Source organism: Aquimarina rhabdastrellae (assembly GCA_947387485.1).
Taxonomy (GTDB): domain Bacteria; phylum Bacteroidota; class Bacteroidia; order Flavobacteriales; family Flavobacteriaceae; genus Aquimarina.
The window spans coordinates 47,806-71,395 of sequence record CANDNT010000008.1; the positions used below are offsets into that span (position 1 = coordinate 47,806).

Here is a 23,590-nt window from a genome sequence, read left to right on the forward strand (position 1 = left end):
AACTCATATGAAAAAACTAGTTTTCGGAATATTCGTCCTTTTAGGAGTATTACATTCAAATGCTCAAGAACAAGAAAGTACAACTAATAAATGGCAAGCTAGATTTCGTATTCTTTCTGTTATACCAGATGAAAGTGCCTCTATAGAAGCAATTGGTGGAGATGTAGATATCAGTACTGCTTTTGTGCCTGAAGTAGATTTCACATATTTCTTTTCAAAAAACTGGGCTATGGAACTTATTTTGGCAACAACAAAACATGATGTAGAAGCGGTTTCTACTGCTGTAGGCGATATCGATTTAGGATCGGTTTGGTTATTACCCCCTACTTTAAGTTTACAATATCACTATCCTGCAGGTAAATTTAAGCCTTATGCTGGTGTTGGTCTTAATTACACTATTTTTTATGGAGCAGATGAAGGCCCTATTGCTAATGAGGTTTCTTATGAAGACACTTTTGGTTTATCTCTCCAAGCTGGTATTGACTATATGCTTACAGATAAATGGTTTCTCAATTTTGATATCAAGAAATTATTTCTTCAAACCGAAGCTACTGTGAATGCTACTTCTGCTTTAGGTGCTACAGTTAAAGCAGATGTTGATATCAATCCTTGGATCGTAGGTATAGGAGCTGGTATTAAATTCTAACGCACTAAACTATTTTCACATATTACCTGTTAAAAGCATAATGACAAAAATTGTTATTATGCTTTTATCTTTTTGTTAGTATAGAAAAGATATTCGTAAGCTATACTACATAAAAAAACTGTTTAGTATTTATATACCAAACAGTTTTTATTACCATTATTTTTTGTTGTTTATCCTTCTTCGCTTCTTACCACAAGTCTAAATCCTTCTCCATGAATATTTAAAATTTCAACAGCCTCATCTCTTTTTAAATATTTACGAAGTTTTGCTATATATACATCCATACTACGTGATGTAAAATAGTTGTCATCTCTCCATATCTTAGTCAATGCCAATTCTCTAGGCATTAAATCATTAAGGTGTAATGCTAATAAACGTAATAATTCGTTTTCTTTTGGCGATAATTTTACTGGATCTTCTTCTTTAAAAGTTAAGAAACGTAGTTTTGAATTTAAATGAAATCCTCCAATATTAAATTCATGCTGTTTACTATCGGTTACAGATTCAGTACTCTTACGTTGCATAATCGCCTGAATCTTCATTAATAGTACTTCGCTATCAAATGGTTTATTTAAATAATCATCTGCTCCTACTTTATATCCTTTAAGAACATCTTCTTTCATCGCTTTGGCCGTTAAGAAAATGATAGGTACGTCTTCGTTCTTATCACGTATTTCTTTTGCCAGTGTAAATCCGTCTTTATAAGGCATCATTACATCTAATATGCACATGTCATAATCGTCCTTTTTGAACTTTTCAAAACCTTCCATCCCATTTTTGGCATGTACAACATCATAATCATTCATCACTAGATAATCCTTTAATACTGTCCCAAAGTTAGGATCATCTTCTACTAGCAAAATCTTTTTGTTTTCTGTTTCCATATTATTACGATATTAATGGTAATTTTATAATAAATGTTGAGCCTTTCCCTTTTTCGCTCTCCATCCATATCTGACCATGATGGTCATCTATTATTCGTTTAACATATGTTAATCCTAATCCATGTCCTTTTACATTATGTAAATCCCCAGTATGTTCTCTAAAAAATTTCTCAAAAACTTTCTTTTGAGCAGCTTTACTCATTCCGATTCCTTGATCTTTTACTTTGAGTACTATACTATTTTTTATGTTCTCTGTATAGATGTCAATTTTAGGCATCTCATCAGAGTATTTAATTGCATTATCTAATATATTAACTACTACGTTTGTCATATGCGAATCATTAGCCAAAACTGTTGATTTCAAAGCTCCAAAGTGAGTTTTAACATATCCTTCACGATTTTCTACAATTAGCGAGACATGGGTTATCGCTTCTTCTATTATGTCGTGTAATGCTAAGCGTTCTTTCTTTATATTTAATTCATTCTTTTCAAGTTGAGAAATACGTAATACATTCTCTACTTGAGCATGCATTCGTTTATTCTCTTCTCTAATCATTTTAAGATATCGGGAGACTTTTTCGGGATCTCCTCCTATCTTTGGATTCTTTATTGCATCTAATGCCAAATTTATTGTTGCTATAGGCGTTTTAAGCTCATGCGTCATATTATTAATAAAATCTGTTTTGATCTGCGATATCTGTTGTTGTTGCATTAATTGTGATAATGCACTAGAATATGCTATTACAATAATTAATGTAAAAATGATAGACAACACAGTCATCCCCCTAATAGTCGATAATAAGTACTTTTTCTTTCCTATAAAGTTTACATATAATTGAAAATTACTGATCCCTTCACTATTTACAAATACTGGAATTGCATAAGTAGTCGAATTATCAAAGCTAAAATCTTCAGATTTTATCCTAGTCGCCAAAGCATTACTATAAATTGCATATTCAAAATCTATATTAATTTCTCTTGCTGCTAGTTCTCTTTTTAATAACCGTTCTATTTCTTTCTTTTTAACCCTTCTATGTATAGGTTTTCTACTTGCTATTTCGTTAATAAAAATCTCAAAATCTTTACGTTGATTATCGGTCATACCGATAATTCTGTCTAATTTTTTTTTGGATTTTTGATTATCAGTTTCAACTTCTTTCAATAGCGTATTGGCATTACTATTGAGTATCTTGTTAAACCTAACAGAGTCAATACTATGATAATAAGTGTTTGAATACAACTTAAAATCACTTTCCAAAATTCCATTAGCATATGCTATGGTTTCGTTGGTGGGGTTATTATCTATACTTAAGTCAAATAATTGCTTAATTGTTGCGTTATCTGGCTCATCTAGACTATCTAAAATCCTTTTTAAAGGGAAATACAATTTTTCAAACTCCTTGTATTCAATTTCACTTGCTACTTTTCTTAGAATTTGTTTTGCATTAAAAGAAAATTGCTCCTTGTTATTTTCAACTGTATTTTTAATCCAATATCCTTGAACAAAAATGATACCAATTAATGATAAACTCATCAATATTATTAGGAGTACAAATAGCCTCTTATTCATATATCAAAAGTAAGATTTTAACATTTAGCCTTTTTATGATTTAACCAAATGTTAACAAAATAACAATACGATTATCTTATGCTAGCAGTCCTTTTATCTGCATATGGATTTCTTCTACTTGTTTTTTTGTGTTCTCTAAAGTTATGTTTTCTATCACAAAATCTGCCAACGGAATTTTCTTTTCATCTGTCCATTGATGTTGCATTCTTTCTTCTATTTGATCTTTTGTTATTTGATCACGTGCTATAACTCTTTTTATTCGCTCGGGGATTGGGGCTGTAACTAGAATTGTGTAATCACAATATTGATAACTATCATTTTCAAATAATATTGCAGCTTCTTTAATTACATAAGGTACATTTTGTGTTGTTTTCCATCTTTCAAAATGAGCTCCCACAGCTGGATGAACTATCGCATTAAGTTTTTGTAATAATGTTGCATCTTTAAAAACTTTATCTGCTATGTATACTCTATTCAGTACTCCATTATCTAAGTAAGCTTCATTTCCTAAAAGTTTTTTGATTTCTTGTCGCAACTTTTCATCATTCACCATTAATTGCTTAGCTTCAATATCTGCAATATAAACAGGTATCCCTACAGTATTGAACATTTTTGCAATAGTAGATTTCCCACTTCCTATTCCTCCTGTAAGCCCTACGGTAGCTTTTTTCATACTTATTTAAGAATAATAAATTGTACTTGTTCTTCTTGTAATCTTACATCCTTTACATGATCTGGTTTTTTAACCAATGTCAAAGGTAGTGTACCTAAATCGGTATTTGCTTTTTGGTAATCTGCTATAATTTTAAAATCTGTAAAAACGATTTCACTATAATCCTCTAAACTAATTTTATAAATCAACTTTACTTTTTTAGGAAAAATTCTAATTTCCCCATCTATATTACTATTGATTAAATTTACAGGCACTTCTATATTTCCTTCGGTAAACTTACTTACTGCAATCGTACCTTGTATCTTTTCTGGTTCTATTTTAACTTCTGTAGGTAATGAAGTTTGCTCTATTCCTATTTCTTCATAAAAATCGGCATTAAGTCCTCTTAATTCAACAGGATTTAGCTTTAGGTTATGTATGGTATCGACCATAGTTTTAGGTCCTGTAATCCAGACAGAATCTGGTTCTATCTTTAACCCTTCTGCACTACCAAAACCTGGTGCATAGGTAATATATTGTCGACTAACTAAAGGTATTTTTTTCTTTAAATTTTGATAAAAACTTACATTTAAATTTTCTTTATCTAGAGCTATGATTTCTCCATTATACTTTAACTTTTCTTTCCATTTTACATTCATCAAATCAAAATAATATGAATTTTCGTTTTGCATTTTTGCATCATTCATATTAAAAGTTAAAGTTGGTGATTTCCACATATATCTTAGTAATCTAAATCCATTTCCGTTAAGCGTTAACTTTAAGGTTAAATCACTATTCTTATCTAATGTTTTTTGTTCTGGTATATTAGTATACGTTATATTAATTACTACTTCTCGTGTATACTTTTTTGAAAATTGAATAAATAGCCATAACAGAGATGTAAATCCCAGAAAAAATAAAAAAGTTTTTATATTATCTTTCTTTATAGCAATTCGATTACGTATCCCCATTAATTAGAAAAAAATAATTTTTTAAATTGATTTTGTGGTTTTCTATTAAGAATATGAATATAAAAATAAGATTTTAAAAATCCTTTTCCATATCCATAAAACTGGATACATACAGCGATAATTGCTTGAATTCCTATAGATATACTTTTGTATTTAATACTTGCACCTATACCTATACTTAAGAAATATACTCCTAATAACAATATAAAATACGGTATCCCAACGATTAAATTTACTATTGAAAATAATACGTATCCTAAAAACAAAGCAGGAAACCAATATGTTATCTTAGCTGTTTCGGGATGCCATTTATTTAAAATTGGCCTTACCATTCCAAATTTATTAACTTGGATATAAAATTTATCCCATGATATTCTACGTTTATGAAATACCTTTGCATCAGGAATCAAAGCTGTTTCGTAACCTAAATTCCATAAACGAATCGTTAAATCAGGATCTTCTCCAGGGTGAATATTTCCAAATCCTTTAGAAGCATTAAAAGCCTCTCTTGAAATTCCCATATTAAAACTACGCGGCTGAAACTTATTTACTACCGCCTTTCTTCCTCTTATTCCTCCAGTAGTAAGATACGAGGTCATACTATAACTTATAGCTTTTTGAAGATCTGTAAAAGAATCATGAGCATCATCTGGACCTCCAAAACAGTGTACAAACTTTTTGGACAAAAACAAATCCACTTCCTTTAAGTAATTAGCTGGTAAAATAACATCGCTATCTAAAACGATAAAGTAATTCCCTTTGGCTTTTCTCATTCCATAATTACGAGAATCCCCTGGTCCAGTATTTTCTTTTGAATAATAACTTATATTTAGTCTATCTGTATATTTTTTTATAACCTCTTCTGAAGTTTCTGTAGAACCATCCTCAACAATTACAATCTCATAGGAATCTGCAAATTCCATTGCCGTCATACTGGCTAATAATTCTTCTATTTCTTGAGGTCTATTATAAACCGGAACTATAAATGAGTATTCAATTTTCATGTAACAAAGGTACATAAACAGCCCTACTCAGCTTTACTATTTTAATACTATTTTTGATTCTATAATATCTTTTATATTTTTAGTTTGATTTTTGATTTAACAATATCATCTTGATCAAAAATACTCTTTTCAAAAAATTGCAAAACCTTCTTTATATACTCTAAAAGAAATTATTATTACACTAATCACGTAATTCAAATAAGGGATAACCTCAAAATAACATAACCTATTAAAATTCTTTATTTTAAAAGCTTCTAATCTAATTTTTATACACTACATTTAAGGTAAGAAATGACATTTTAGAATCTTCTTCTTTTTAATAAAATAAACTGTCATGCTTATCTATTATGAAAGCAATAAGTGTGTTCTATACTTATCAAACGTAATACAACATTTATACTGTTGTAACTCGAGTTTGTTTATTATTCTGAAGCTTTACCTTGTCATATCCAATATCACTATTACTGATTATCCTTATATGGACGATCATTTAATACTATAAAACTATGGGATCATTTAGAGCTACATTATTATTAGGAGAGGATGAATACGATGTATTATATTCTGAATTTATGTTTACTCGAGAAACTGATAAAAAAGGGAAAGTATCTTCTAGTATCAATGCAGGAAGGATTAAAACTCGTGTAGCTTCTACAGAGAGTACAGCTATTGCAGAAGCTATGATCAATTGTCAGTTTAAACCTATTAATGGTAAAATCATTTATAAAAAAACTGATGAAAATTCTAAAATGAAAGAAATCGAATTCAAGAATGGCTATATCGTTTATTATAAAGAAATTCTTGATGTAGATAATGATGTTCCTATGTCAATAGAATTTACCGTTTCTGCAGAAGAAATCATTATAGGAAACGCAGCTATTGATAATCGCTGGCCAAAAGCCTAATCCTTATACGCTTACATTATCCTAATCATTATTCATGAATTATCATAAATCTACATCCAAAATGAACATTTCTATTGTTACTGACAAGAATTATATTTTTGTTAGTCAACGCTGGAAATACTCTTGGCTTAATGCTCCTAATACTACCGCCTGGACCTATGCTCAAAAAAAAGATTTCCATAACAAAGTAGATCGTTTGATATGGAGTAATTGGTCTAGTCATTTTACTCTTAAAGTTAGTGGTCGTTCTGATTTTGCTAAACAATACAAAGAAAAAACACTTAGAATCAACTTTGATGTACAATGGGTTCTTTCTAACGAACACTGGAATGTTGACGTAACAAAAATCAAAAAAAACGATTCTAAAACGAGTAGTGTTCGTTGGTCTTCAAATATCATTAAACTTGATACAAACGATACTTTATTAAGACAAACCTCTAAAAAAAATCCAGCTTATGTTCAATATCCTGTAGTACATGAATTTGGTCACGCTATAGGTAATAGTAAATACGCTAGTAAAGGGATGCATGGCGACGAATACAAAAAAAAGAGTCCTCATTATGCCGACAAAAAAAGCCTTATGAATATAGGTCACGAATTAAGATCTCGACATATTGATACTCTTATTTCTGAATTAAATACAATGATACCTAATACTACATTTAAGGTTAGTCGTGTTTATCAATCTTATACAATATAACATGATTCATAACAGCTCTTACATACCTCAACTATTAATTATACTCATGTTAACCATAGGTTGTAAATCTGAAACATCAACTCATCAAACTATTGATATAAGTCGAATTCAACAAGACTCAACCCTTACACAACAAAACAACACCATCGTATTTAATAATTTACCCAAATTATCATTCAGAAATTTCATCACAACATATAAAAAACCACATACCGAAGAAGAATTCTTTTTAAACACTCCTATTTCTGAGTTTAGAATAGAACTTCTCAACTATTTTACACAAGAAGAACAAAGTAAGTCCATTTTAATCAAAGAGGTTACTTGGAATTATTCGCAAAACGAAAATATCACTGCTTGGTATCAGAAAAAAAATACCTCGTGGGTATTCATACATAAACTCATATGGGATAAAACATCAGAATTTTAATGTAATTATATCTCACTCAATTTATTCAATAGAATAAATAAAAAACAAAACACTAATCATCATGATAGAACCAAAAACAACCATTAGTATTGATGGAGAGTTCTTAAAAAACTTTGAATATGTAGCACTCTCTCAAGCTATAAACGAACACCATTCTTTTGAAATTGTTATTGATTATGACACTATTGAAAGTCAGGGTACTCATACATTAGAAAAATCTAAAAAATGGCTAACGAAACCAGCTGTAATTAATTTTGATGAAAAAGAATTCTTAGGAATTATTACTAATATTCAATTACAACATGAAAATGGTTTTAATGGTAAGTTAATTCTTTCTGGGTTTTCTAAAACAATTCTACTCGAATCTGGAAAGCATATGTTTTCTTGGCTAGATAAAGATTTAACTTCTATAATAAGAGAAACCGTTACCGCTTCAGGTATTGAGGCTACTATTGCTCCTGTATTTAAAAAATCTATAGAATATCAAGTACAATATCAAGAAAGTCATTTTGAATTCATTCAACGATTAGCAAAACAATATAACGAATGGCTTTATTATGATGGTATAAAATTAATCTTTGGTAAACCTACCTTAGCGCCTGCAATTCCTATAGAATACGGAAAAGATATCTATAATATCAATATAGGTATTCAAGCTTTACCTAGTAGCTACAGTCATTTTTCTTATAATAATCTTGATGACAAACAAAATCAAGCAGCTACAAAAGATGCTATATCTGGATTAAACGAACTCGGTACTTTTGCTTTTGACACTTCTAATCAACTTTTTGGAATTAAACCTAATCGATATACTTCGGCCAGAGTTAAAGACAAGAGTGAAATTGAAACTATATTAAAAAATAAACAAGCTAGTACCGCTTCAAATGTAAATGTAATTACTGCAAAAAGTAATACTCAAGGACTCACGGTAGGTAGTGTAATCAAAATCAGCTCTGCTCGTTATGAAAACGGTGATTTTGAAGAAAAAAAATATGGTGAATATATCATTATAAAAATCATACACGAAGCTTCTGGATCACACGAATACTCTAATTATTTTGAAGCAATTCCTGCTGGAGTGGAAGTTCTTCCTGAACCTGAAGTAGCATTACCCAATGCACAACCACAAATTGCAACAGTATTGTCAAATGATGATCCAAAGAAAAAAGGACGAATTCAAGTTCAATTTCAATGGCAAACAGGTACCCTAAAAACTTCTTGGATCAGAGTAATGTCTCCAGATGCGGGTAAAAGTGATACAGTAGGTACTAATCGTGGTTTTGTTCATATCCCAGAAGTTGATGATCAAGTAATGATAGGATTTAGATATAACGATCCTAATCGTCCATTTGTAATGGGAAGCCTCTTTAGTGGCTCAACTGGTGCTGGTGGATCAGACGGGAATAAAGTAAAAAGTTTAACTACACGTAGTGGTAGTACTATAATTTTTGATGATGACGAAGGTAATATTACCATCAAAGATGCTGATAATAATACCATGTGCTATGATGGTAAAGGACTCATCTCTTTAACTGCAAATAAAACAATCAGTTTAACTGTAGGTGAAAGTTCTTTAGTCATGAAAAGTGATGGTACTATTGACCTTTCTGGTAATAAGATTACAGTTACTGGTAAGGAAACTATTACTGATACAAGTGAAAAAATCGAAATAAAAGGTACAGATCAAGTAGCTGTAAGCTCTAATAAAAAAGTAGAAATCAATTCGGCTAACGAAGCGTCTATGACAGGTACTGCAAAATCAACAGTAAGTTCTTCTGGAACAACATCTGTAGAAGGGACTATCATTAAATTAAATTAATTAATGAATCAAAATAATCCCATACAAGAACGTATAGAGCAGTTACTCGTTAAATGGACTATTGCCACACAAGTTCCTAATACAAGAATTATTAGAATCCTAGGCGATACTGACGAACAAGATATGCTTGATGCTTTTTTTGAATATATGTTAGCAATCGATACCGATCAAGAGGACTTTGTTCTAGTATTAGATACGCCTCTTCTCAACTTAGAAAACTTTTCTAGATTGCTATTAGATGAAGTTGTTGAGGAGATAGAACAATGGAATACTGCAGATATTCCTGAGAATATTCCTTTTGAAAACATTACTTGGCAACCAGATTACAATCAAGATTCTTCAAAAAATGTAGCGCAATTATTTTTAAATAATATAGTAACTCTCGCTCAATATTTAATCTCAGATGATGATATTAAATGTTGCGTAGTCATACGTATGCCTCAAGCAAGTAAGCCATATGCTACAAAATGGCTAGAAGATGCCTTAAAACTAGAGTTACCTTCTAATATTATATTAGGTATTCAAGATATCAAAAGCGCACCTATATTTTCGACTATAGCAGATGCTAATCCAAAACAAATCATCACCATATATCCAGAGTTCAATATGGATGATGCTATGGAAGAATTAGCTGGATTAGGAGATCCCACAGCTGTCGAAACTCCTTATCGCACTCATCTTGTTAAACTCATGAATGCTGTAAAAAAGAGAGAAAAACAAAACGTTTCTATACATAGTAAATCATGTATAGACATCGCTTCACGTCAATTAGAAAAAGATCCTAATTGGTTAATACAATTAGTCACCATATATACTATTCTTTACAATGACCAAATAGGATATAAAGAGTTTAAAAAAGCTATTTATTTTGCTAGCAAAGCTATAGAAAATGCTCTTTTATCAAGTACGCTTATTAATCCAGATATGGCGTATCGTCTTTTAGGTCAAACATATCTAGGAAGAGGCTCATTATACGCCGTCAAAAAAAACTGGTCTGAAGCTTTAGAAGATTACATTGAAGCTTCAAAAGCTTATCATACATGTCATGACTCTTTAATGGAATGTGAGTCATTGCGTCTAACTGGTTGGGCTTATGAAAAATTAGGAAATAGTAAACAAGCTATTCAATCCTATATTCAAGCTTATCAATTAATTCATAAAATTCCACCAGAAACGATTAAAGGTTCAACTTTTCCGCTTGTAGTACAAAAAATACTGCACGACAAAGATCGACGAAAACAAATTAGTGATGTACAAATGGATCAAGAATTAACACAAATCTTTGGTTCTAATTGGGAATTCATCATTGATCAATACGGAAAAGCTAATAAAAAACAACCTCCTATATACGCTCAATAATCATGGAAAATATCTCAGAATTTATAAATACAAACCCACATTATGGTTATCTAATAGCTGTAGGAGGATTAGGCCTTTATTTAATAGGCTTAATTCTAGATTGGGATTGGCCTTTAGAGCCTGGAGGAGGTTATTTTAATGTAGCCTATTGGTGCGAAAAATTAGGTCGTAAAACTGTTAGAATACTGTTAGGAATCATGACCACACTGGGATTAATTGCCTCTTTAAGCTTATTCTGGTATTACAATACATTATCACATTAACACTGTCTTTAATATCATCATGGAGATTTTTTTAGTAACTGCAGCATCTTTTCCATGGCAAAAAATAATCGCTTTTGTCATTATAGGCTTATTGTATTTTGTTGCTTTTTATAAAGAAAAATCTCTACTCACAAAGGCAGAACAAAAAAAAGAAAAGAATTTAGGAAATCTATTGAATCATCGCTTATCAGGGCGTACAATCTGGGCTATCATAGGACTCTTTTTTACGGGAGTGAGTTTTTTACTAAGTTTTCTTTTCTACTAATCATATCTAATCATAAGAATTCATCACTATGGCAAAAAAAATAAAAACAAAAACAGATGTAACAAATGATGTTGCTATAGAAGAAGGTTATGCTGATCAAAATTACTTTGAACAAGTAAGTACACAAACAAAATTAACTGTAGGTAAACAAGTAGAAGGATTATCCAACGCTACAAAAAAAGCTGGTGAGATAGCCTCAAACGATAATCTAAGTACGAGTACAAAAGCAACTGCTCAACTTGTAAATGCAGTTGATGCAGGAGTTCAGGCTTTTGGAGCACTAACAGGAATGGCAGATAGTTTATCTGAAGCCGTACTCTTACCTATTTTACAAGCTATAGGATTAAGTGGTATTGCTAGTTTACCTATATCAAAACAAATGGATCCTGTTATGGGAATAGATGTTCATATGGTCACTATTCCTCCATCGCCTGCTCCTATCCCTATGCCTCATCCTTATATTGGTATGTTAATGCGTCCAAAAGATTTTATAGCTGCTGCTGTAGCTTCTTTTATACCTCCTCCTCCAGCGCCCCCAGAAGGTCCCGCTCCAGGAGAACAAGCTACCGATGAGCAGCAAAAAGCTGCTACCGTAAATCAAGCATTAACTGTAGGACATACTGTAGCAACTATGGCCGTGGGAATGATGGGTGCTACTGTAAAAATAGGAGGTTTTATTCCTAGAGTAGTTGCAGGAACACCTACTAAAAGTATTCCTCATTTTCCTATGGGAACAGGTTTTCATCCTGCCTTTGCAGGATTTGAAAAAAATCATGGACATGCCTTCCTTGGTAGTCTTTTAGCTTTGGCTGATGGAGATCCTATCTCTGGTGGTGGCGTTCATTTACACAATAATTGTTGGGATATTGGTATCATTTCTCCACATACCATGCGTAAAAGTGAAAATACTGATGACAAAGGAAATATCTCCGGAATAAGGCTCTATGCACCTTCTGGAATGATTACTCCTATTCCTATGGCAAAAAGTATTTTAACCAATCCTGTACCTGCTCCGTTTAACCCTATGGCAATGCTTCAAAAAGCAGCTAAAGGATCGTTTGGAAGACTCTTTAGTAAATTTAAAAAGTCAAAAACTGGACATACTATTTCTACAAAAAAATCAAAGGCTTCAGAAGCTATTGCTACAAAACTACATGATAAAGTAAACAAGAAAATTAAAAGTAAGAAACTTAAAAACACACTCCATAAAGCTATTTGTACAGTAACCGGTCACCCTGTTGATGTAGCTTCTGGAATGTTTTTTACAGACGAAGAAGATTTCTTTATCAAAGGTCCTATCCCTTTAAGTTGGGAACGCACTTGGTACAGTAAAAGTGATTATCAAGGTCCCCTAGGTAATGGATGGCATCACAATTATGATATCGGAATGATTATCGATAAAAAAGAAGGTTATATCACGCTACGTCTTAACGATGGGCGTCCCATTGCTTTCGAAATCCCCAATGTAGGTTTACCTAGCTTTAATAAAGCAGAGCAACTCACTCTTTATAAGAATGAAGAAGGTGCTTATTATGTATGGAATCAAAAAGAAGAACTTTTTTATTATTTCACTACGAATACCTATGACGAGATTCATTTAATACGTAGTATCGTTAATCGCAATAGTTTTAGTATACAGTTTTCATACAACTCAAAAGGTCATCTAATTCAAATTAAAGATAGTGCACACCGTATTTTACAACTCACTAATGATACTGACGGACGTATTCTTAAAATAGAAACTTCTCATCCTTCTATTAAGCAACAAAAAGTAGCCTTAGCCACTTATACTTATGATGAAATAGGTAATATGATACAGCAGACTAATGCTGTAGGTGATAGTATGTATTTTGAATACCAAGACAAACTTATGGTCAAAGAAATATGGCGTAATGGTCTTACTTGGCATTTTAGATACGATGGTACAACTATAGGCTCTCGATGTATTCATACTTGGGGTGACGGTGATATTTATAATCATAAACTCACTTTTTATAAAGGAGAAACTCATGTAGAAAATAGTCTTAAACAAACTACTATTTATCATCACAAAAATGGATTAGTTTATAAAAAGATTAACTCTAATAAAACTGAAGAACAATGGCGTTATGACAATCATAATCAACTCTTATCTAAAACCGACCCATTAGGTAATACTCATTTGTATAGTTATGATGATTTAGGAAATCCTATACAGCAATCTGATCCTATGGGAGCATCCTTTATTACTGAATACGCAAATCAAGATCTCCCTTATGTCCCTACAGAGGCTGTTGATGCTAATGGTGGTAAATGGTCATGGAAATACGATACAGATGCAAATGTTGTTTCTCGTAGTAATCCCAAAGGTGCTACTAGTAAAATGACCTATAAAGATGGGTTATTATCTACCATCACAAATGCCTTAGATAATACAACGACATTATCTTATAACGAACAATATGAAATCGTCGAAATATGCGATAGTCAGAATAATATTACTTCATACAGTTATGATGATTTAGGGCGATGTATCGAAATTAAAAACCCTAAAGGTGTTATACAAAAGCGAACTTATGACGAAATAGGTCGTATCATTAAAGTACATGATTTTGATGGCAATACCATCCATTTAGAATATGACGGTATTGATAATTTAATCAAATATAAAGATGATCAACAAGAAGTTTCTTATAAATATAAAGGGATGTGGAAGTTATCCCAACGTACAGATCAACGTGGAACAACTCGTTATCGTTACAATACAGAGGAACAGCTTGTCGAAATTTTAAACGAAAAAAACATTCCTTATCAATTTACTTTAGACAGTGTAGGTAATGTAATTAAAGAACGAAGTTTTGATCAAACGGTAAAACAATTTACCAGAGATGCAGCTGGTCGTGTAACTCAGCTTACTAAAGCAAGTGGTGTTACTACACAATATACTTATGATAAAGCAAATCGCATCACAAATATCACTCATGGTATAGATCATCAAGAAGAACAACGTTTTGAATATAATCAAGCAGGAGCACTCATAAAAGCTATAAATGAGGATGCTATTGTAATTCTAGAAAGGGATATTCTTGGTCAAATCACACAAGAAACCATAAATGACCATAGTATTACTCATCAATATAATGCTATAGGGCAACGTATAAGTTTAGAAAGTAGTATGGGAGCTCTTATTACTTATGAGCATGATACTTTTGGAAATCTAGCTAAACTAACTGCTCAACAAGATCAAAACCATTGGCAAGCACAATATCAATACGATTCTTTAGGATTTGAAACAGAACGTTCCTTACCTGGGCATCTTAAACAACGATTTAATTATGATGCTTTAGGTAGACTTACACAACAACAAACAACAAGAAAACAACAACAAAAACATAAGCGTAGATATACCTGGGGTATTAATGATCGTTTATACAAAATCAATGATAGTAAACATGGTGAAACCTCTTTTGGTTATACAGCTACTGGACATTTAGAATTCACACAATACGAAAACGGTGATAAAGAATTTCGTAAAGCAGATACTGTAGGAAATCTATATGATACTGTAGAAAAAAATGATCGTCAATATACACATGGTGGTCGATTAGAAAAGAAAGGAAATTGGCATTATAAATATGATGACGAAGGCTTTTTAATCGAAAAATATAAGGGTACTAAAAGTATTTTCTCTAGCAAAACCGAACATTGGAAATACCAGTGGAATGCTCAGGGAATGTTAGTTAGCGTAAAACGTCCTGATGGTCATCTAGTTCATTTCACTTATGATGCTTTAGGTAGACGTTTATCCAAAACTTTTAAAACTGTTACTACCAAATGGTTGTGGAATGGTAATGTACCGCTACACGAATGGAAAGAAGATACTGCTTCTGGACGTATCTTAGGAAACAGTGCTGTTGACGAAAATGGAATCATTACTTGGGTTTTTGAAGCCGATAGTTTTATCCCTACAGCAAAGCTTAAAAATAATAAGAAATATAGTATATTTACTGATCAACTGGGTACTCCTACACATATGTATAATGATGAAGGAGGTACCATTTGGGAACGTTCTTTAGATAGCTTTGGTAAACTACGCCATGGTAATCATGATAGTTGTCCTTTTATGTATCAAGGACAATATTATGATCCAGAAATCGAATTGGCTTATAATCGTTTTAGATATTACGATCCTAATGATGGTAGGTATATTTCTGTGGATCCGATTGGGCTCATGTCTGGAGAACATGGATTCTATAATTATGTCGACAACCCAAATGGATTGGTTGATCTTTTTGGATTAAAAAAAGGGCATTATAATAATAATAAAGCTAAAAAATTAGCCAATAGAGAAGCTAGAAGATTAAGAGAAGAAGGTTCTAGAGTTCGAGTTGTAACAGTTGTAGTTCACAAAAAAACAGGAAAATCTTTTATTGGACATTCCGGAACTCAACCAAAAGTAAATAGTCGATTAAAGAATCAATTACCTAAAACATCATCAGAAATATGGACAGTAAATAACTGTGCAGAGGTTGATGCCTATAATCAAGGTATGAATAAAATTAAAGGAAGTATGCCATCTGATTTTACTTCGTATACAGTTCAAGTAAGTACAGGTGCAGAAAAACCAGCTTGTAGAAATTGTGCTACTTGGGTACCTAAATAGAATTATAATGATTTCAAATGAATTAAAAAAATTATTCCATAAACATGGAATTTCACTAAATTACAATCTAGATTCTGATTTAATTTCTAATAAAAAATCGGTTATTTTAAAAGCTTATGAAAAAAAAGGGTATTATAACATCAATGAAAAATTGATTAATTTTCTATGCTATTTTAATGACTTAGAATTCTTATTCATTAATAAATTTAAAAAGCCTGATAGTATTCATTTTAAATTAGAAAGAGCATTAAAAATCACCTATGCAATAAAAACAATTGAAGCTGATTTTGATTTAAAAAAAATAATCCCTTTTGGAATGCTCTATAGAGAACATATGGAATTAATAATAGATGAAAAAGATAAGGTTTATGCTACAATGGATAATCTTTTGATTCATTTTGGTAATGATCCATTTGATGCACTAAAAAATATTTTAAATAATGTAGAATTAGACAGAATTGAAATTTAAAAAATCAATTAAAAATTATATGATTATTTGAACAATAAAAAAGCCACCTTTTAAAAGGTGGCTTTTTTATATAGATTTTATTCTATTCCTCTTCAAACTTTTCCATAACTAGGTCACTTACTCCTACATTAGAGAATCCTCCATCATGATATAAATTTTGCAGTGTCACTTTACGTGTTAAATCAGAGAAAAGTGTAATTGTATAATCTGCACAATCTTGTGCCGATGCATTTCCTAAAGGAGACATTTTATCTGCATATGCTATAAAGCCATCAAATCCTTTAACTCCTTTTCCTGCTGTTGTAGGTGTAGGAGATTGAGAAATTGTATTTACACGTACCTTTTTATCTCTACCAAAGAAATATCCAAAACTACGTGCAATAGATTCTAAATAAGCTTTATTATCTGCCATGTCATTATAATCTGGAAAAACACGTTGTGCAGCCATATAACTCAATGCTACAATACTTCCCCATTCACTCATTGCATCCTTCTTATATAGTGTTTGCATTACTTTATGAAAAGACAAGGCTGATACATCCCATCCTTTTTGGCTCCAATCATAGTTTAAATCTGTATAATGTCGTCCTTTACGAACATTTACAGACATTCCTATAGAGTGTAATACAAAATCAATTTTCCCACCTAAGATCTCCATTGATTTTTCTACTAAATTTTCAAGATCTTCTAACGAAGTAGCATCTGCTGGAATAATTTCGGCATTTGTTTTTGCTGCTAACTCTTTTATAGCTCCCATACGCATAGCTACAGGTGCATTAGTTAATACAAAACTACCTCCTTCTTCAAAAACGCGTTCTGCTGTTTTCCAGGCAATCGAATTTTCATCCAATGCTCCAAAAATGATTCCTCGTTTTCCTTTTAATAAGTTATATGACATGTAATCGTAAATTATATTCGTAACTAATTATATAAGTAAAGATAATAAAACTCGGCGCATATGTTTTTCCTTGTTTTATTACCTTTCTTTAACCATTTAATAAAGTTTTTGCATGTGTAAGTGCTGTATCTGTAACGTTCTTTCCTTCTATCATTTGTGCAATTTCAAGTATACGCTCTTCTTCAGATAATACACGTAATTGTGTTGCTGTAACGTTTTTAATATCTTCTTTATATACCTTGTATTGCGAATTTCCTTTGGCAGCAATTTGAGGTAAATGAGTAATGCTAAAGATTTGTAAGTTCTGACTCATATCTAACATCAAATCAGCCATTTTTCTCGCTACTTCTCCAGAAACTCCGGTATCTATTTCGTCAAAAATAATTGTTGGTAATTGTGTATATCTAGACATAATTACTTTTATAGCCAACATTATTCTTGATAACTCTCCACCAGAAGCTACCTTCTTTAAAGTACCATACGAACTTCCTTTGTTTGCAGAGAATAAGAATTCTAAAGTATCCTTACCATTAGAATAATATTCGTCTTTAATATTCACAGTTGTGTTAAATCTAGAATTTGGCATTCCTAATGCTTCTAGTATTCTTTCTAACTCTTTCGTCAGTTTTGGTAGTGCTTTTCCTCTTTTATGATGAATTTTTTCTGCTATTGTATCTAGCTTTTCTTTGATTGTATCAATTTCATTTTGCAATTGATCCATATCTTGAGTCATATTCTCTGTAAAACTTACTTTTTCTGTAAGTTCTTCTTGTATCTGTAATAACTCTTTTATCGTGCTAACACTATGCTTTGTTTGCAGATTATGAATCAATTGCAATCGTTGACTGACTAATTGTAATTGCTCTGGATCTGCTTCTAGTTGCTCTACTTCTATAGAAAGACTACCTTGTAAATCATCTAATTCAATATAAGCACTTTCTATTCTATTATATAGTTCTGTCAAAGGTTTGGAAAAAGAAGCTACTTTACCTAATCCTGTTCTCGCATTATTTAGCTGATCCAAAATCCCGACTTGCTCGGCATTCATCATTCCTAAAGCTTCAGATAAACGCTCTTGAATTTCTTCTACATTATTTAATGCTTCATACTGAGATTCTAAATCTTCTAATTCTCCTTCTTTTAGTTTTGCCTCACTTAACTCTTGTAATAAAAAAGAGTTATAATCATACTCTTTTCTATATTGAACTTGAGCTACAGTAAGTTCTTCAAGTTTTTTCTTGAATTCCTTTAATTTTTTTAATCCTCGTTTGTATGAAGCTACTTCTTTTGATACACCTGCTAAAGCATCCAAAACTTCAAATTGAAAATCGTTTGTTGTAACTTCTAATGTTTGATGTTGACTATGAATATCAATAAGTCTTGTTCCTAGGCTAGATAACACTTGTAGGGTTACAGGGGTATCATTAATAAAAGCTCTTGATTTTCCAGAGGGTAAAATTTCCCTTCTTATAATAGTAGCTTCTTCATAATCTAAGGCTTCTTCTTCAAAAAAAACTTCTAAAGGATATTTTCTAATATCAAAAGTACCTTCTATGATACATTTCTTTGTACTATCTTTTGCACTATTGGCATCTGCTCTTTTTCCTAGCAATAGCCCTAGTGCTCCTAATAATAATGATTTACCTGCTCCTGTTTCCCCTGTTATAGTGGTAAATCCTGTATCAAACGTAACCTGTAATTCTTCTATTAAGGCAAAGTTCTTTATCGATAAATCTATAAGCAATGTATCCTATTTTTTAATTAAGGTAGTAAAGATAGTATAGATTTAAAATATTGTCAAAAGAAAGGAGAAGTTGTTTTTTAAAACTTTATTTCTCTCCAATTCTTTGAGTATGTAGGTGCTATTTTATTAAGCCTTGTTATCGTTTCGGCGATATTAACAGATGGTCCATCAGAAAGTATTTGTTGTACTTCGTCTGCTTTGGCATCAAAGAATATACGCATCATATAAGAATTAGGTCTTACTCTATGTAAATCTTCTAATGATGCTAATGCAGTAATAATTGCTTCTTTTCCTTTTTTGACATCTTCATTCATAGTGTCTAAAGCTTCTCTATGATATTCATATAAAGCTTTACGATATCCATCATATGTCCCTGATAATACATCATCATTTAATTTAAAACGAGTCTGATTACCATCTTTAAGGTTCCATCCTATGTTATTACTTGTTTGAGCAGCGTTAACAATACTCTTTGCTTGTTGAAAAAATGCTGTTCCGCCATTTAATTCAAAAGTATCTGCATCTACACCTAAGATAGTGTATAGATAAAATGATATTACAGATATTAAATTTGATTCAAACGTATTAGGATCGTAGTTTAATGGTTGAAACTCCAAATAGTTAAAGCTAAACTGTTTATCATTTACATTAAATATCGGAGTTGTATAACTAGACCCATAAACTGGTCTTGATGCTTGTACTTGTATCGATGCACTAAAAGCATCATTACTGTAATTATTTACAGTGATAAAAAAACTACAATCGATACGCTCTTCTGTGCGATAATCGATTGTAGTCCATTGTGTATTATTTATAAATTCTGTTAAAGATCGTTCTAATGTTTTAAATACCTGTAAATTAGGTTGTCCTGTCTGTTCTGCATTTACTACTACTCTTGCATTAAATTCTTGAGCATGAGCTAACATAGTTACAAACAATACATAGATAAAAACGATCTTTCGCATATTATAATTGATTTATTTCATTAAATATATCCTGAGCTACTTCAGTTTTAGTTTTAAGTTCAAACGATTTTATCTCAGATTTATGATTTATTAAAGTAACTTTATTTGTCTTTCCTTTAAAACCAGCTCCTTTATCATTGAGTGAATTTAAAACAATTAAATCTAAATTCTTACGTTCTAACTTTCCTTTTGCATTTTCCAATTCATTTTGCGTCTCAAGTGCAAATCCAACTAATGTTTGATTTGTCTTTACAGATCCCATCCATTTTAAAATATCTGTAGTACGTTCTAATTCTATTGCAAATTCAGAATCACTCTTTTTAATCTTTTGATCTGCCTTTACCTTAGGTCTATAATCTGCAACAGCAGCAGATGCTATTGCGATATCACATGATTCAAACTCTTTGGCAACAGCCTCATACATATCTTGAGCACAAACAACAGGTTTTACTGTAATCAAACTATGTGATACTGTAAGTGAAGACGGTCCTAAAACCAAAGTAACTTCTGCTCCTCTGTTTGCAGCTGTTTTGGCCAATTCTATTCCCATTCTTCCTGTAGAATGATTTCCTATAAAACGTACAGGATCAATAGCCTCATAAGTCGGTCCTGCCGTAATTAATACTTTTTTGCCTCTTAAAGGTAATTTACCTAAAATATCAGCTTCTATAAAAGAAAGTATATTTTCTGGCTCAGCCATTCGCCCTTGTCCTACTAATCCACTTGCCAATTCGCCTGATTCTGATGGTATCATAATATTACCAAATTCTTCAAGCTTTTTGAAAGTTTCGGCTGTTGACGGATGTTTATACATATCTAGATCCATTGCTGGTGCAAAATAAACAGGGCATTTTGCTGAAAGATATGTTGCCAAAAGTAGGTTATCACACCCACCTGAAGCCATTTTGGATAAGGTATTTGCTGTAGCTGGGGCAATTAACATAAAGTCTGCCCATAATCCTAATTCGACATGATTATTCCACAATTCGTTTTCGTCTTCTTCATTATAAAATGTGGAATGTACTGGATTCTTGGAAAGTGTAGAAAGGGTAAGTGGTGTTACAAAATCTTTTGCATTAGGAGTCATAACAACCTTTACCTCTGCACCTGCTTTTACAAACAGGCGCACTAACGAGGCAGTTTTGTATGCTGCTATTCCTGCGGTAACACCAATTAGTACTTTTTTACCGCTTACTATAGACATATTATAATTTTGTATCTTCTTTGGTATTTCTGTAATAAATTCTTCCTTCTAACCATTCTTGAACTGCTAATGCATGTGGCTTAGGAAGTTTTTCATAGAATTTTGATACCTCGATTTGTTCTTTATTTTCGAAGATTTCTTCTAAACTATCGTTATACGTAGCGAATTCTTCTAACTTATCTATAAGTTCTTTTTTAATATCAATATTAATTTGATTTGCTCTCTTTGAGATTACAGATATAGCTTTATAGATATTATCTGTAGGTTGATCTACTAAGTTTTTATCTATAGTAGTCGTATTTACTGGTGCATTACTTTTTTTCAAATCCATCTTCGCCTAAATTATATTGCTATTAATATTGTTCTAATCTTTTATCTATATCTTCGGCAATTTCGTTTGCCTTTTCCAATAATTCTCCTTTTTCTTTATAGTACTTAATATAATTACCATAAAACTTTTTAGCTACTTCTAATCGTTCTTTTACTAAGTCATCATAACTTCCTATAGCTAATAAGTATTGAGATTCTAATTTATAATACAATGCTTTTTCTTTATAAATAGAACCTGGAAAATCAAGGATAAAATTATCAAAAGCTTTTATTGCAACTTTATAATTACTTCTCCCTATATGGTGATATTGCTTTGCAATCTCATAGGTCTTACGTTCAAGTTTTTGACGTAATTCTGTAACTAATTTATTTGCTTCTTCTAGTTTTTCACTTTCTGGATATAGATTGATATAAATTTGTAGTTTATCAATTGCTGTTTGAGTATCTCCTTGATCAAGACTATATCTAGGAGAAAGGTAATAATAACTTTTTGCTCCCTTATACCCAGCTTCTTCTACTTTATCACTCTTTGGGTAAGATTTTACAAAACGTTCAAATTGATATCCAGATAACTGATAATCTTCAAGGTTATAATACGTATCTGCATAATAATACATAACTCTCTCTGCTTGAGGCTTACCTCTATAGCTAGGTACTATTTGTTCAAAAAGACGTAATGCTTTCTTGTATTTTCCTTCTTTATATAATTCTTCGGCTAGTTTATATTTTTCACCGATATCATCACTTTTCAATATCTCTTGGTATTGACTACATGAAGAAAAAACAACTACTGTTAGCAATAAATAAAAAAATCTTCTCATAAGTTAAAAAACATCTGGCAAAAATAGGTATTTCTGCGGTATTACAAAAACTTTAATTCAGTCTTCCTAAATAACTGTTAACATTGACCTTTGTTGCAAGTTTATTCTCTTTTTATTCAAGCTTAAAAAACTCAGATACTTTTAGTTTTATCTAATTTACTATGATCTAATACAATATGTCCTCTATCGTCATAGTAGAATGCTTTTTCAAATTTATGATCAACTGCTATTTGTTGAAATATATAAGAATGTATTTGATGTACTTCTTGTTTAAACGATTCGTCATAATAAGAAGCTACGATAAGTAATTCTGCGTGTAAATCTACTAACTCTTCTTTAGTATATCCTGCCAATGGGCTAGTATCTTTTAATTCATGAACGATTGTCCAAGTTGTAGGTAGATAGGTTATTTGTGAACGCTCTAAGGCTAAATTAAAGAATTTATTGTTATACATATTACTTTCTCCTTTTTCTGAAAGTACTAGAATAACTTCTACTTTAGGGTAAATCATTACATGTTTCCCTTTACTCATCATTCTAAACATTAACGCCAAAGAGTCTTGATGTTCTCGTAATACTAATGTATCGCTAAATCGTATATTAGATTTAGGTCTAGAAAATCTACCATATAATAATCCAGTAACAAAAGAAAAGCTCATCAACCCAACCAGTGCTTCTATTGACGCAACAATACTTACACCTATGCCTTTAGGAGCTAACACTCCATAACCTACAGTAGTAAGAGTTTGCACTGAAAAGAAAAATGCTTTGGAAAAATCGGTAATAAAATTACCTGAAGAGGATTCAATATTCTCTATCCCTAATAGGAGATATACTATTGCAAAAAACGTATTCACTATAATATATCCTATAAATACACATAGAAAAAATCTAGGCCAACTAAGATTTATTAAATACGAATAACTTTCTGAGATAGAAGCTTTCCTATTTTCATGTTGTATATTAAAAGATCCGTCAGTATTGACATATCGCTGTGCTTTACTACTTGATAATACACCTACTCCCGGATCTTTTATTTTTTGAGCCATTTA

The 23,590-nt window shown here is 31.4% G+C and carries 22 protein-coding genes; 10 read left to right on the forward strand and 12 right to left on the reverse strand.

What is annotated here, in order from left to right:
- Positions 1 to 7 precede the first annotated feature (7 nt).
- Complete coding sequence (locus ACYEKI_RS12955; RefSeq protein ID WP_459211620.1) at positions 8 to 646, forward strand: OmpW/AlkL family protein; 639 nt, start codon at positions 8 to 10, stop codon at positions 644 to 646.
- Between the two features lie 170 nt (positions 647 to 816).
- Here the strand turns inward: ACYEKI_RS12955 and ACYEKI_RS12960 are convergent, their stop codons facing one another.
- The 5 genes from ACYEKI_RS12960 to ACYEKI_RS12980 form a co-directional block, all read right to left on the reverse strand.
- On the reverse strand, positions 817 to 1,530 hold the full coding sequence (locus tag ACYEKI_RS12960) for a response regulator transcription factor (RefSeq protein ID WP_459211621.1): 714 nt from the start codon (positions 1,528 to 1,530) through the stop codon (positions 817 to 819).
- 4 nt (positions 1,531 to 1,534) lie between these two features.
- On the reverse strand, positions 1,535 to 3,064 hold the full coding sequence (locus ACYEKI_RS12965; protein ID WP_459211622.1) for a sensor histidine kinase: 1,530 nt from the start codon (positions 3,062 to 3,064) through the stop codon (positions 1,535 to 1,537).
- A 112-nt stretch (positions 3,065 to 3,176) separates the two neighbouring features.
- Positions 3,177 to 3,773 (reverse strand): dephospho-CoA kinase, encoded by a 597-nt coding sequence (gene coaE, locus ACYEKI_RS12970; protein WP_459211623.1) that lies wholly within the window; start codon positions 3,771 to 3,773, stop codon positions 3,177 to 3,179.
- Between the two features lie 2 nt (positions 3,774 to 3,775).
- A complete protein-coding gene (locus ACYEKI_RS12975) occupies positions 3,776 to 4,723 on the reverse strand; it encodes a CdaR family protein (protein WP_459211624.1) in 948 nt (315 codons plus the stop codon).
- Complete coding sequence (locus ACYEKI_RS12980) at positions 4,723 to 5,727, reverse strand: glycosyltransferase family 2 protein (protein ID WP_459211625.1); 1,005 nt, start codon at positions 5,725 to 5,727, stop codon at positions 4,723 to 4,725. The genes ACYEKI_RS12975 and ACYEKI_RS12980 overlap by 1 nt, the downstream gene beginning before the upstream one ends.
- Positions 5,728 to 6,233: 506 nt before the next feature.
- On the opposite strand from ACYEKI_RS12980, the gene tssD reads away from it, so the two are divergent.
- From tssD to ACYEKI_RS13025, 9 genes are all read left to right on the forward strand, one after another.
- Positions 6,234 to 6,632: a type VI secretion system tube protein TssD gene (tssD, locus tag ACYEKI_RS12985; RefSeq protein ID WP_459211626.1), complete on the forward strand. Its 399-nt coding sequence runs from the start codon at positions 6,234 to 6,236 to the stop codon at positions 6,630 to 6,632.
- A gap of 61 nt (positions 6,633 to 6,693) precedes the next feature.
- Entirely contained in the window at positions 6,694 to 7,332 is a 639-nt protein-coding gene (locus tag ACYEKI_RS12990) for a hypothetical protein (RefSeq protein ID WP_459211627.1), read from the forward strand.
- A 1-nt stretch (position 7,333) separates the two neighbouring features.
- The gene (locus tag ACYEKI_RS12995; protein WP_459211628.1) at positions 7,334 to 7,759 is read left to right on the forward strand and encodes a hypothetical protein; all 426 of its coding nucleotides are present in this window, start codon (positions 7,334 to 7,336) and stop codon (positions 7,757 to 7,759) included.
- Between the two features lie 61 nt (positions 7,760 to 7,820).
- Positions 7,821 to 9,578: a type VI secretion system Vgr family protein gene (locus tag ACYEKI_RS13000; RefSeq protein WP_459211629.1), complete on the forward strand. Its 1,758-nt coding sequence runs from the start codon at positions 7,821 to 7,823 to the stop codon at positions 9,576 to 9,578.
- Positions 9,579 to 9,581: 3 nt separating this feature from the next.
- Complete coding sequence (locus ACYEKI_RS13005) at positions 9,582 to 10,937, forward strand: tetratricopeptide repeat protein (protein WP_459211630.1); 1,356 nt, start codon at positions 9,582 to 9,584, stop codon at positions 10,935 to 10,937.
- Between the two features lie 2 nt (positions 10,938 to 10,939).
- Entirely contained in the window at positions 10,940 to 11,200 is a 261-nt protein-coding gene (locus tag ACYEKI_RS13010; RefSeq protein WP_459211631.1) for an immunity 17 family protein, read from the forward strand.
- A gap of 19 nt (positions 11,201 to 11,219) precedes the next feature.
- Positions 11,220 to 11,465 carry a hypothetical protein gene (locus tag ACYEKI_RS13015; RefSeq protein WP_459211632.1) on the forward strand — a complete coding sequence of 82 codons (246 nt, stop codon included), beginning with the start codon at positions 11,220 to 11,222 and terminating at the stop codon, positions 11,463 to 11,465.
- 28 nt (positions 11,466 to 11,493) lie between these two features.
- Positions 11,494 to 16,107 (forward strand): DUF6531 domain-containing protein, encoded by a 4,614-nt coding sequence (locus ACYEKI_RS13020; protein ID WP_459211633.1) that lies wholly within the window; start codon positions 11,494 to 11,496, stop codon positions 16,105 to 16,107.
- A 7-nt stretch (positions 16,108 to 16,114) separates the two neighbouring features.
- On the forward strand, positions 16,115 to 16,576 hold the full coding sequence (locus ACYEKI_RS13025; protein ID WP_459211634.1) for an SUKH-3 domain-containing protein: 462 nt from the start codon (positions 16,115 to 16,117) through the stop codon (positions 16,574 to 16,576).
- 82 nt (positions 16,577 to 16,658) lie between these two features.
- Here the strand turns inward: ACYEKI_RS13025 and ACYEKI_RS13030 are convergent, their stop codons facing one another.
- The 7 genes from ACYEKI_RS13030 to ACYEKI_RS13060 all read right to left on the reverse strand — a co-directional run bounded on the left by ACYEKI_RS13030 (position 16,659) and on the right by ACYEKI_RS13060 (position 23,587).
- On the reverse strand, positions 16,659 to 17,474 hold the full coding sequence (locus ACYEKI_RS13030) for an enoyl-ACP reductase FabI (protein ID WP_459211635.1): 816 nt from the start codon (positions 17,472 to 17,474) through the stop codon (positions 16,659 to 16,661).
- 88 nt (positions 17,475 to 17,562) lie between these two features.
- Positions 17,563 to 19,218, reverse strand: a complete 1,656-nt coding sequence (gene recN, locus ACYEKI_RS13035; protein ID WP_459211636.1) for a DNA repair protein RecN — start codon at positions 19,216 to 19,218, stop codon at positions 17,563 to 17,565.
- A gap of 77 nt (positions 19,219 to 19,295) precedes the next feature.
- The gene (porD, locus tag ACYEKI_RS13040; protein ID WP_459211637.1) at positions 19,296 to 20,183 is read right to left on the reverse strand and encodes a type IX secretion system protein PorD; all 888 of its coding nucleotides are present in this window, start codon (positions 20,181 to 20,183) and stop codon (positions 19,296 to 19,298) included.
- Position 20,184: 1 nt separating this feature from the next.
- Positions 20,185 to 21,387, reverse strand: a complete 1,203-nt coding sequence (gene coaBC, locus ACYEKI_RS13045; protein ID WP_459211638.1) for a bifunctional phosphopantothenoylcysteine decarboxylase/phosphopantothenate--cysteine ligase CoaBC — start codon at positions 21,385 to 21,387, stop codon at positions 20,185 to 20,187.
- A gap of 1 nt (position 21,388) precedes the next feature.
- Positions 21,389 to 21,718: a DNA-directed RNA polymerase subunit omega gene (locus tag ACYEKI_RS13050; RefSeq protein WP_459211639.1), complete on the reverse strand. Its 330-nt coding sequence runs from the start codon at positions 21,716 to 21,718 to the stop codon at positions 21,389 to 21,391.
- A 22-nt stretch (positions 21,719 to 21,740) separates the two neighbouring features.
- Positions 21,741 to 22,538, reverse strand: coding sequence for an outer membrane protein assembly factor BamD (locus ACYEKI_RS13055; protein ID WP_459211640.1), 798 nt, complete (start codon positions 22,536 to 22,538; stop codon positions 21,741 to 21,743).
- Positions 22,539 to 22,669: 131 nt separating this feature from the next.
- On the reverse strand, positions 22,670 to 23,587 hold the full coding sequence (locus tag ACYEKI_RS13060) for an ion channel (RefSeq protein WP_459211641.1): 918 nt from the start codon (positions 23,585 to 23,587) through the stop codon (positions 22,670 to 22,672).
- Positions 23,588 to 23,590: the final 3 nt, after the last annotated feature.

What these genes read in the sequence shown, in the direction of transcription:
- ACYEKI_RS13030 (WP_459211635.1), bottom strand. Translation starts at nt 17,474, where the DNA reads ATGTCATATAACTTATTAAAAGGAAAACGAGGAATCATTTTTGGAGCA.
- ACYEKI_RS12955 (WP_459211620.1), top strand. Translation starts at nt 8, where the DNA reads ATGAAAAAACTAGTTTTCGGAATATTCGTCCTTTTAGGAGTATTACAT.
- porD (WP_459211637.1), bottom strand. Translation starts at nt 20,183, where the DNA reads ATGCGAAAGATCGTTTTTATCTATGTATTGTTTGTAACTATGTTAGCT.
- ACYEKI_RS12995 (WP_459211628.1), top strand. Translation starts at nt 7,334, where the DNA reads ATGATTCATAACAGCTCTTACATACCTCAACTATTAATTATACTCATG.
- coaE (WP_459211623.1), bottom strand. Translation starts at nt 3,773, where the DNA reads ATGAAAAAAGCTACCGTAGGGCTTACAGGAGGAATAGGAAGTGGGAAA.
- ACYEKI_RS13005 (WP_459211630.1), top strand. Translation starts at nt 9,582, where the DNA reads ATGAATCAAAATAATCCCATACAAGAACGTATAGAGCAGTTACTCGTT.
- ACYEKI_RS12965 (WP_459211622.1), bottom strand. Translation starts at nt 3,064, where the DNA reads ATGAGTTTATCATTAATTGGTATCATTTTTGTTCAAGGATATTGGATT.
- tssD (WP_459211626.1), top strand. Translation starts at nt 6,234, where the DNA reads ATGGGATCATTTAGAGCTACATTATTATTAGGAGAGGATGAATACGAT.
- ACYEKI_RS12980 (WP_459211625.1), bottom strand. Translation starts at nt 5,727, where the DNA reads ATGAAAATTGAATACTCATTTATAGTTCCGGTTTATAATAGACCTCAA.
- ACYEKI_RS13015 (WP_459211632.1), top strand. Translation starts at nt 11,220, where the DNA reads ATGGAGATTTTTTTAGTAACTGCAGCATCTTTTCCATGGCAAAAAATA.
- ACYEKI_RS12975 (WP_459211624.1), bottom strand. Translation starts at nt 4,723, where the DNA reads ATGGGGATACGTAATCGAATTGCTATAAAGAAAGATAATATAAAAACT.
- ACYEKI_RS13055 (WP_459211640.1), bottom strand. Translation starts at nt 22,538, where the DNA reads ATGAGAAGATTTTTTTATTTATTGCTAACAGTAGTTGTTTTTTCTTCA.
- ACYEKI_RS13020 (WP_459211633.1), top strand. Translation starts at nt 11,494, where the DNA reads ATGGCAAAAAAAATAAAAACAAAAACAGATGTAACAAATGATGTTGCT.
- ACYEKI_RS12960 (WP_459211621.1), bottom strand. Translation starts at nt 1,530, where the DNA reads ATGGAAACAGAAAACAAAAAGATTTTGCTAGTAGAAGATGATCCTAAC.
- ACYEKI_RS13060 (WP_459211641.1), bottom strand. Translation starts at nt 23,587, where the DNA reads ATGGCTCAAAAAATAAAAGATCCGGGAGTAGGTGTATTATCAAGTAGT.
- ACYEKI_RS13050 (WP_459211639.1), bottom strand. Translation starts at nt 21,718, where the DNA reads ATGGATTTGAAAAAAAGTAATGCACCAGTAAATACGACTACTATAGAT.
- ACYEKI_RS13000 (WP_459211629.1), top strand. Translation starts at nt 7,821, where the DNA reads ATGATAGAACCAAAAACAACCATTAGTATTGATGGAGAGTTCTTAAAA.
- coaBC (WP_459211638.1), bottom strand. Translation starts at nt 21,387, where the DNA reads ATGTCTATAGTAAGCGGTAAAAAAGTACTAATTGGTGTTACCGCAGGA.
- ACYEKI_RS13025 (WP_459211634.1), top strand. Translation starts at nt 16,115, where the DNA reads ATGATTTCAAATGAATTAAAAAAATTATTCCATAAACATGGAATTTCA.
- ACYEKI_RS13010 (WP_459211631.1), top strand. Translation starts at nt 10,940, where the DNA reads ATGGAAAATATCTCAGAATTTATAAATACAAACCCACATTATGGTTAT.
- ACYEKI_RS12990 (WP_459211627.1), top strand. Translation starts at nt 6,694, where the DNA reads ATGAACATTTCTATTGTTACTGACAAGAATTATATTTTTGTTAGTCAA.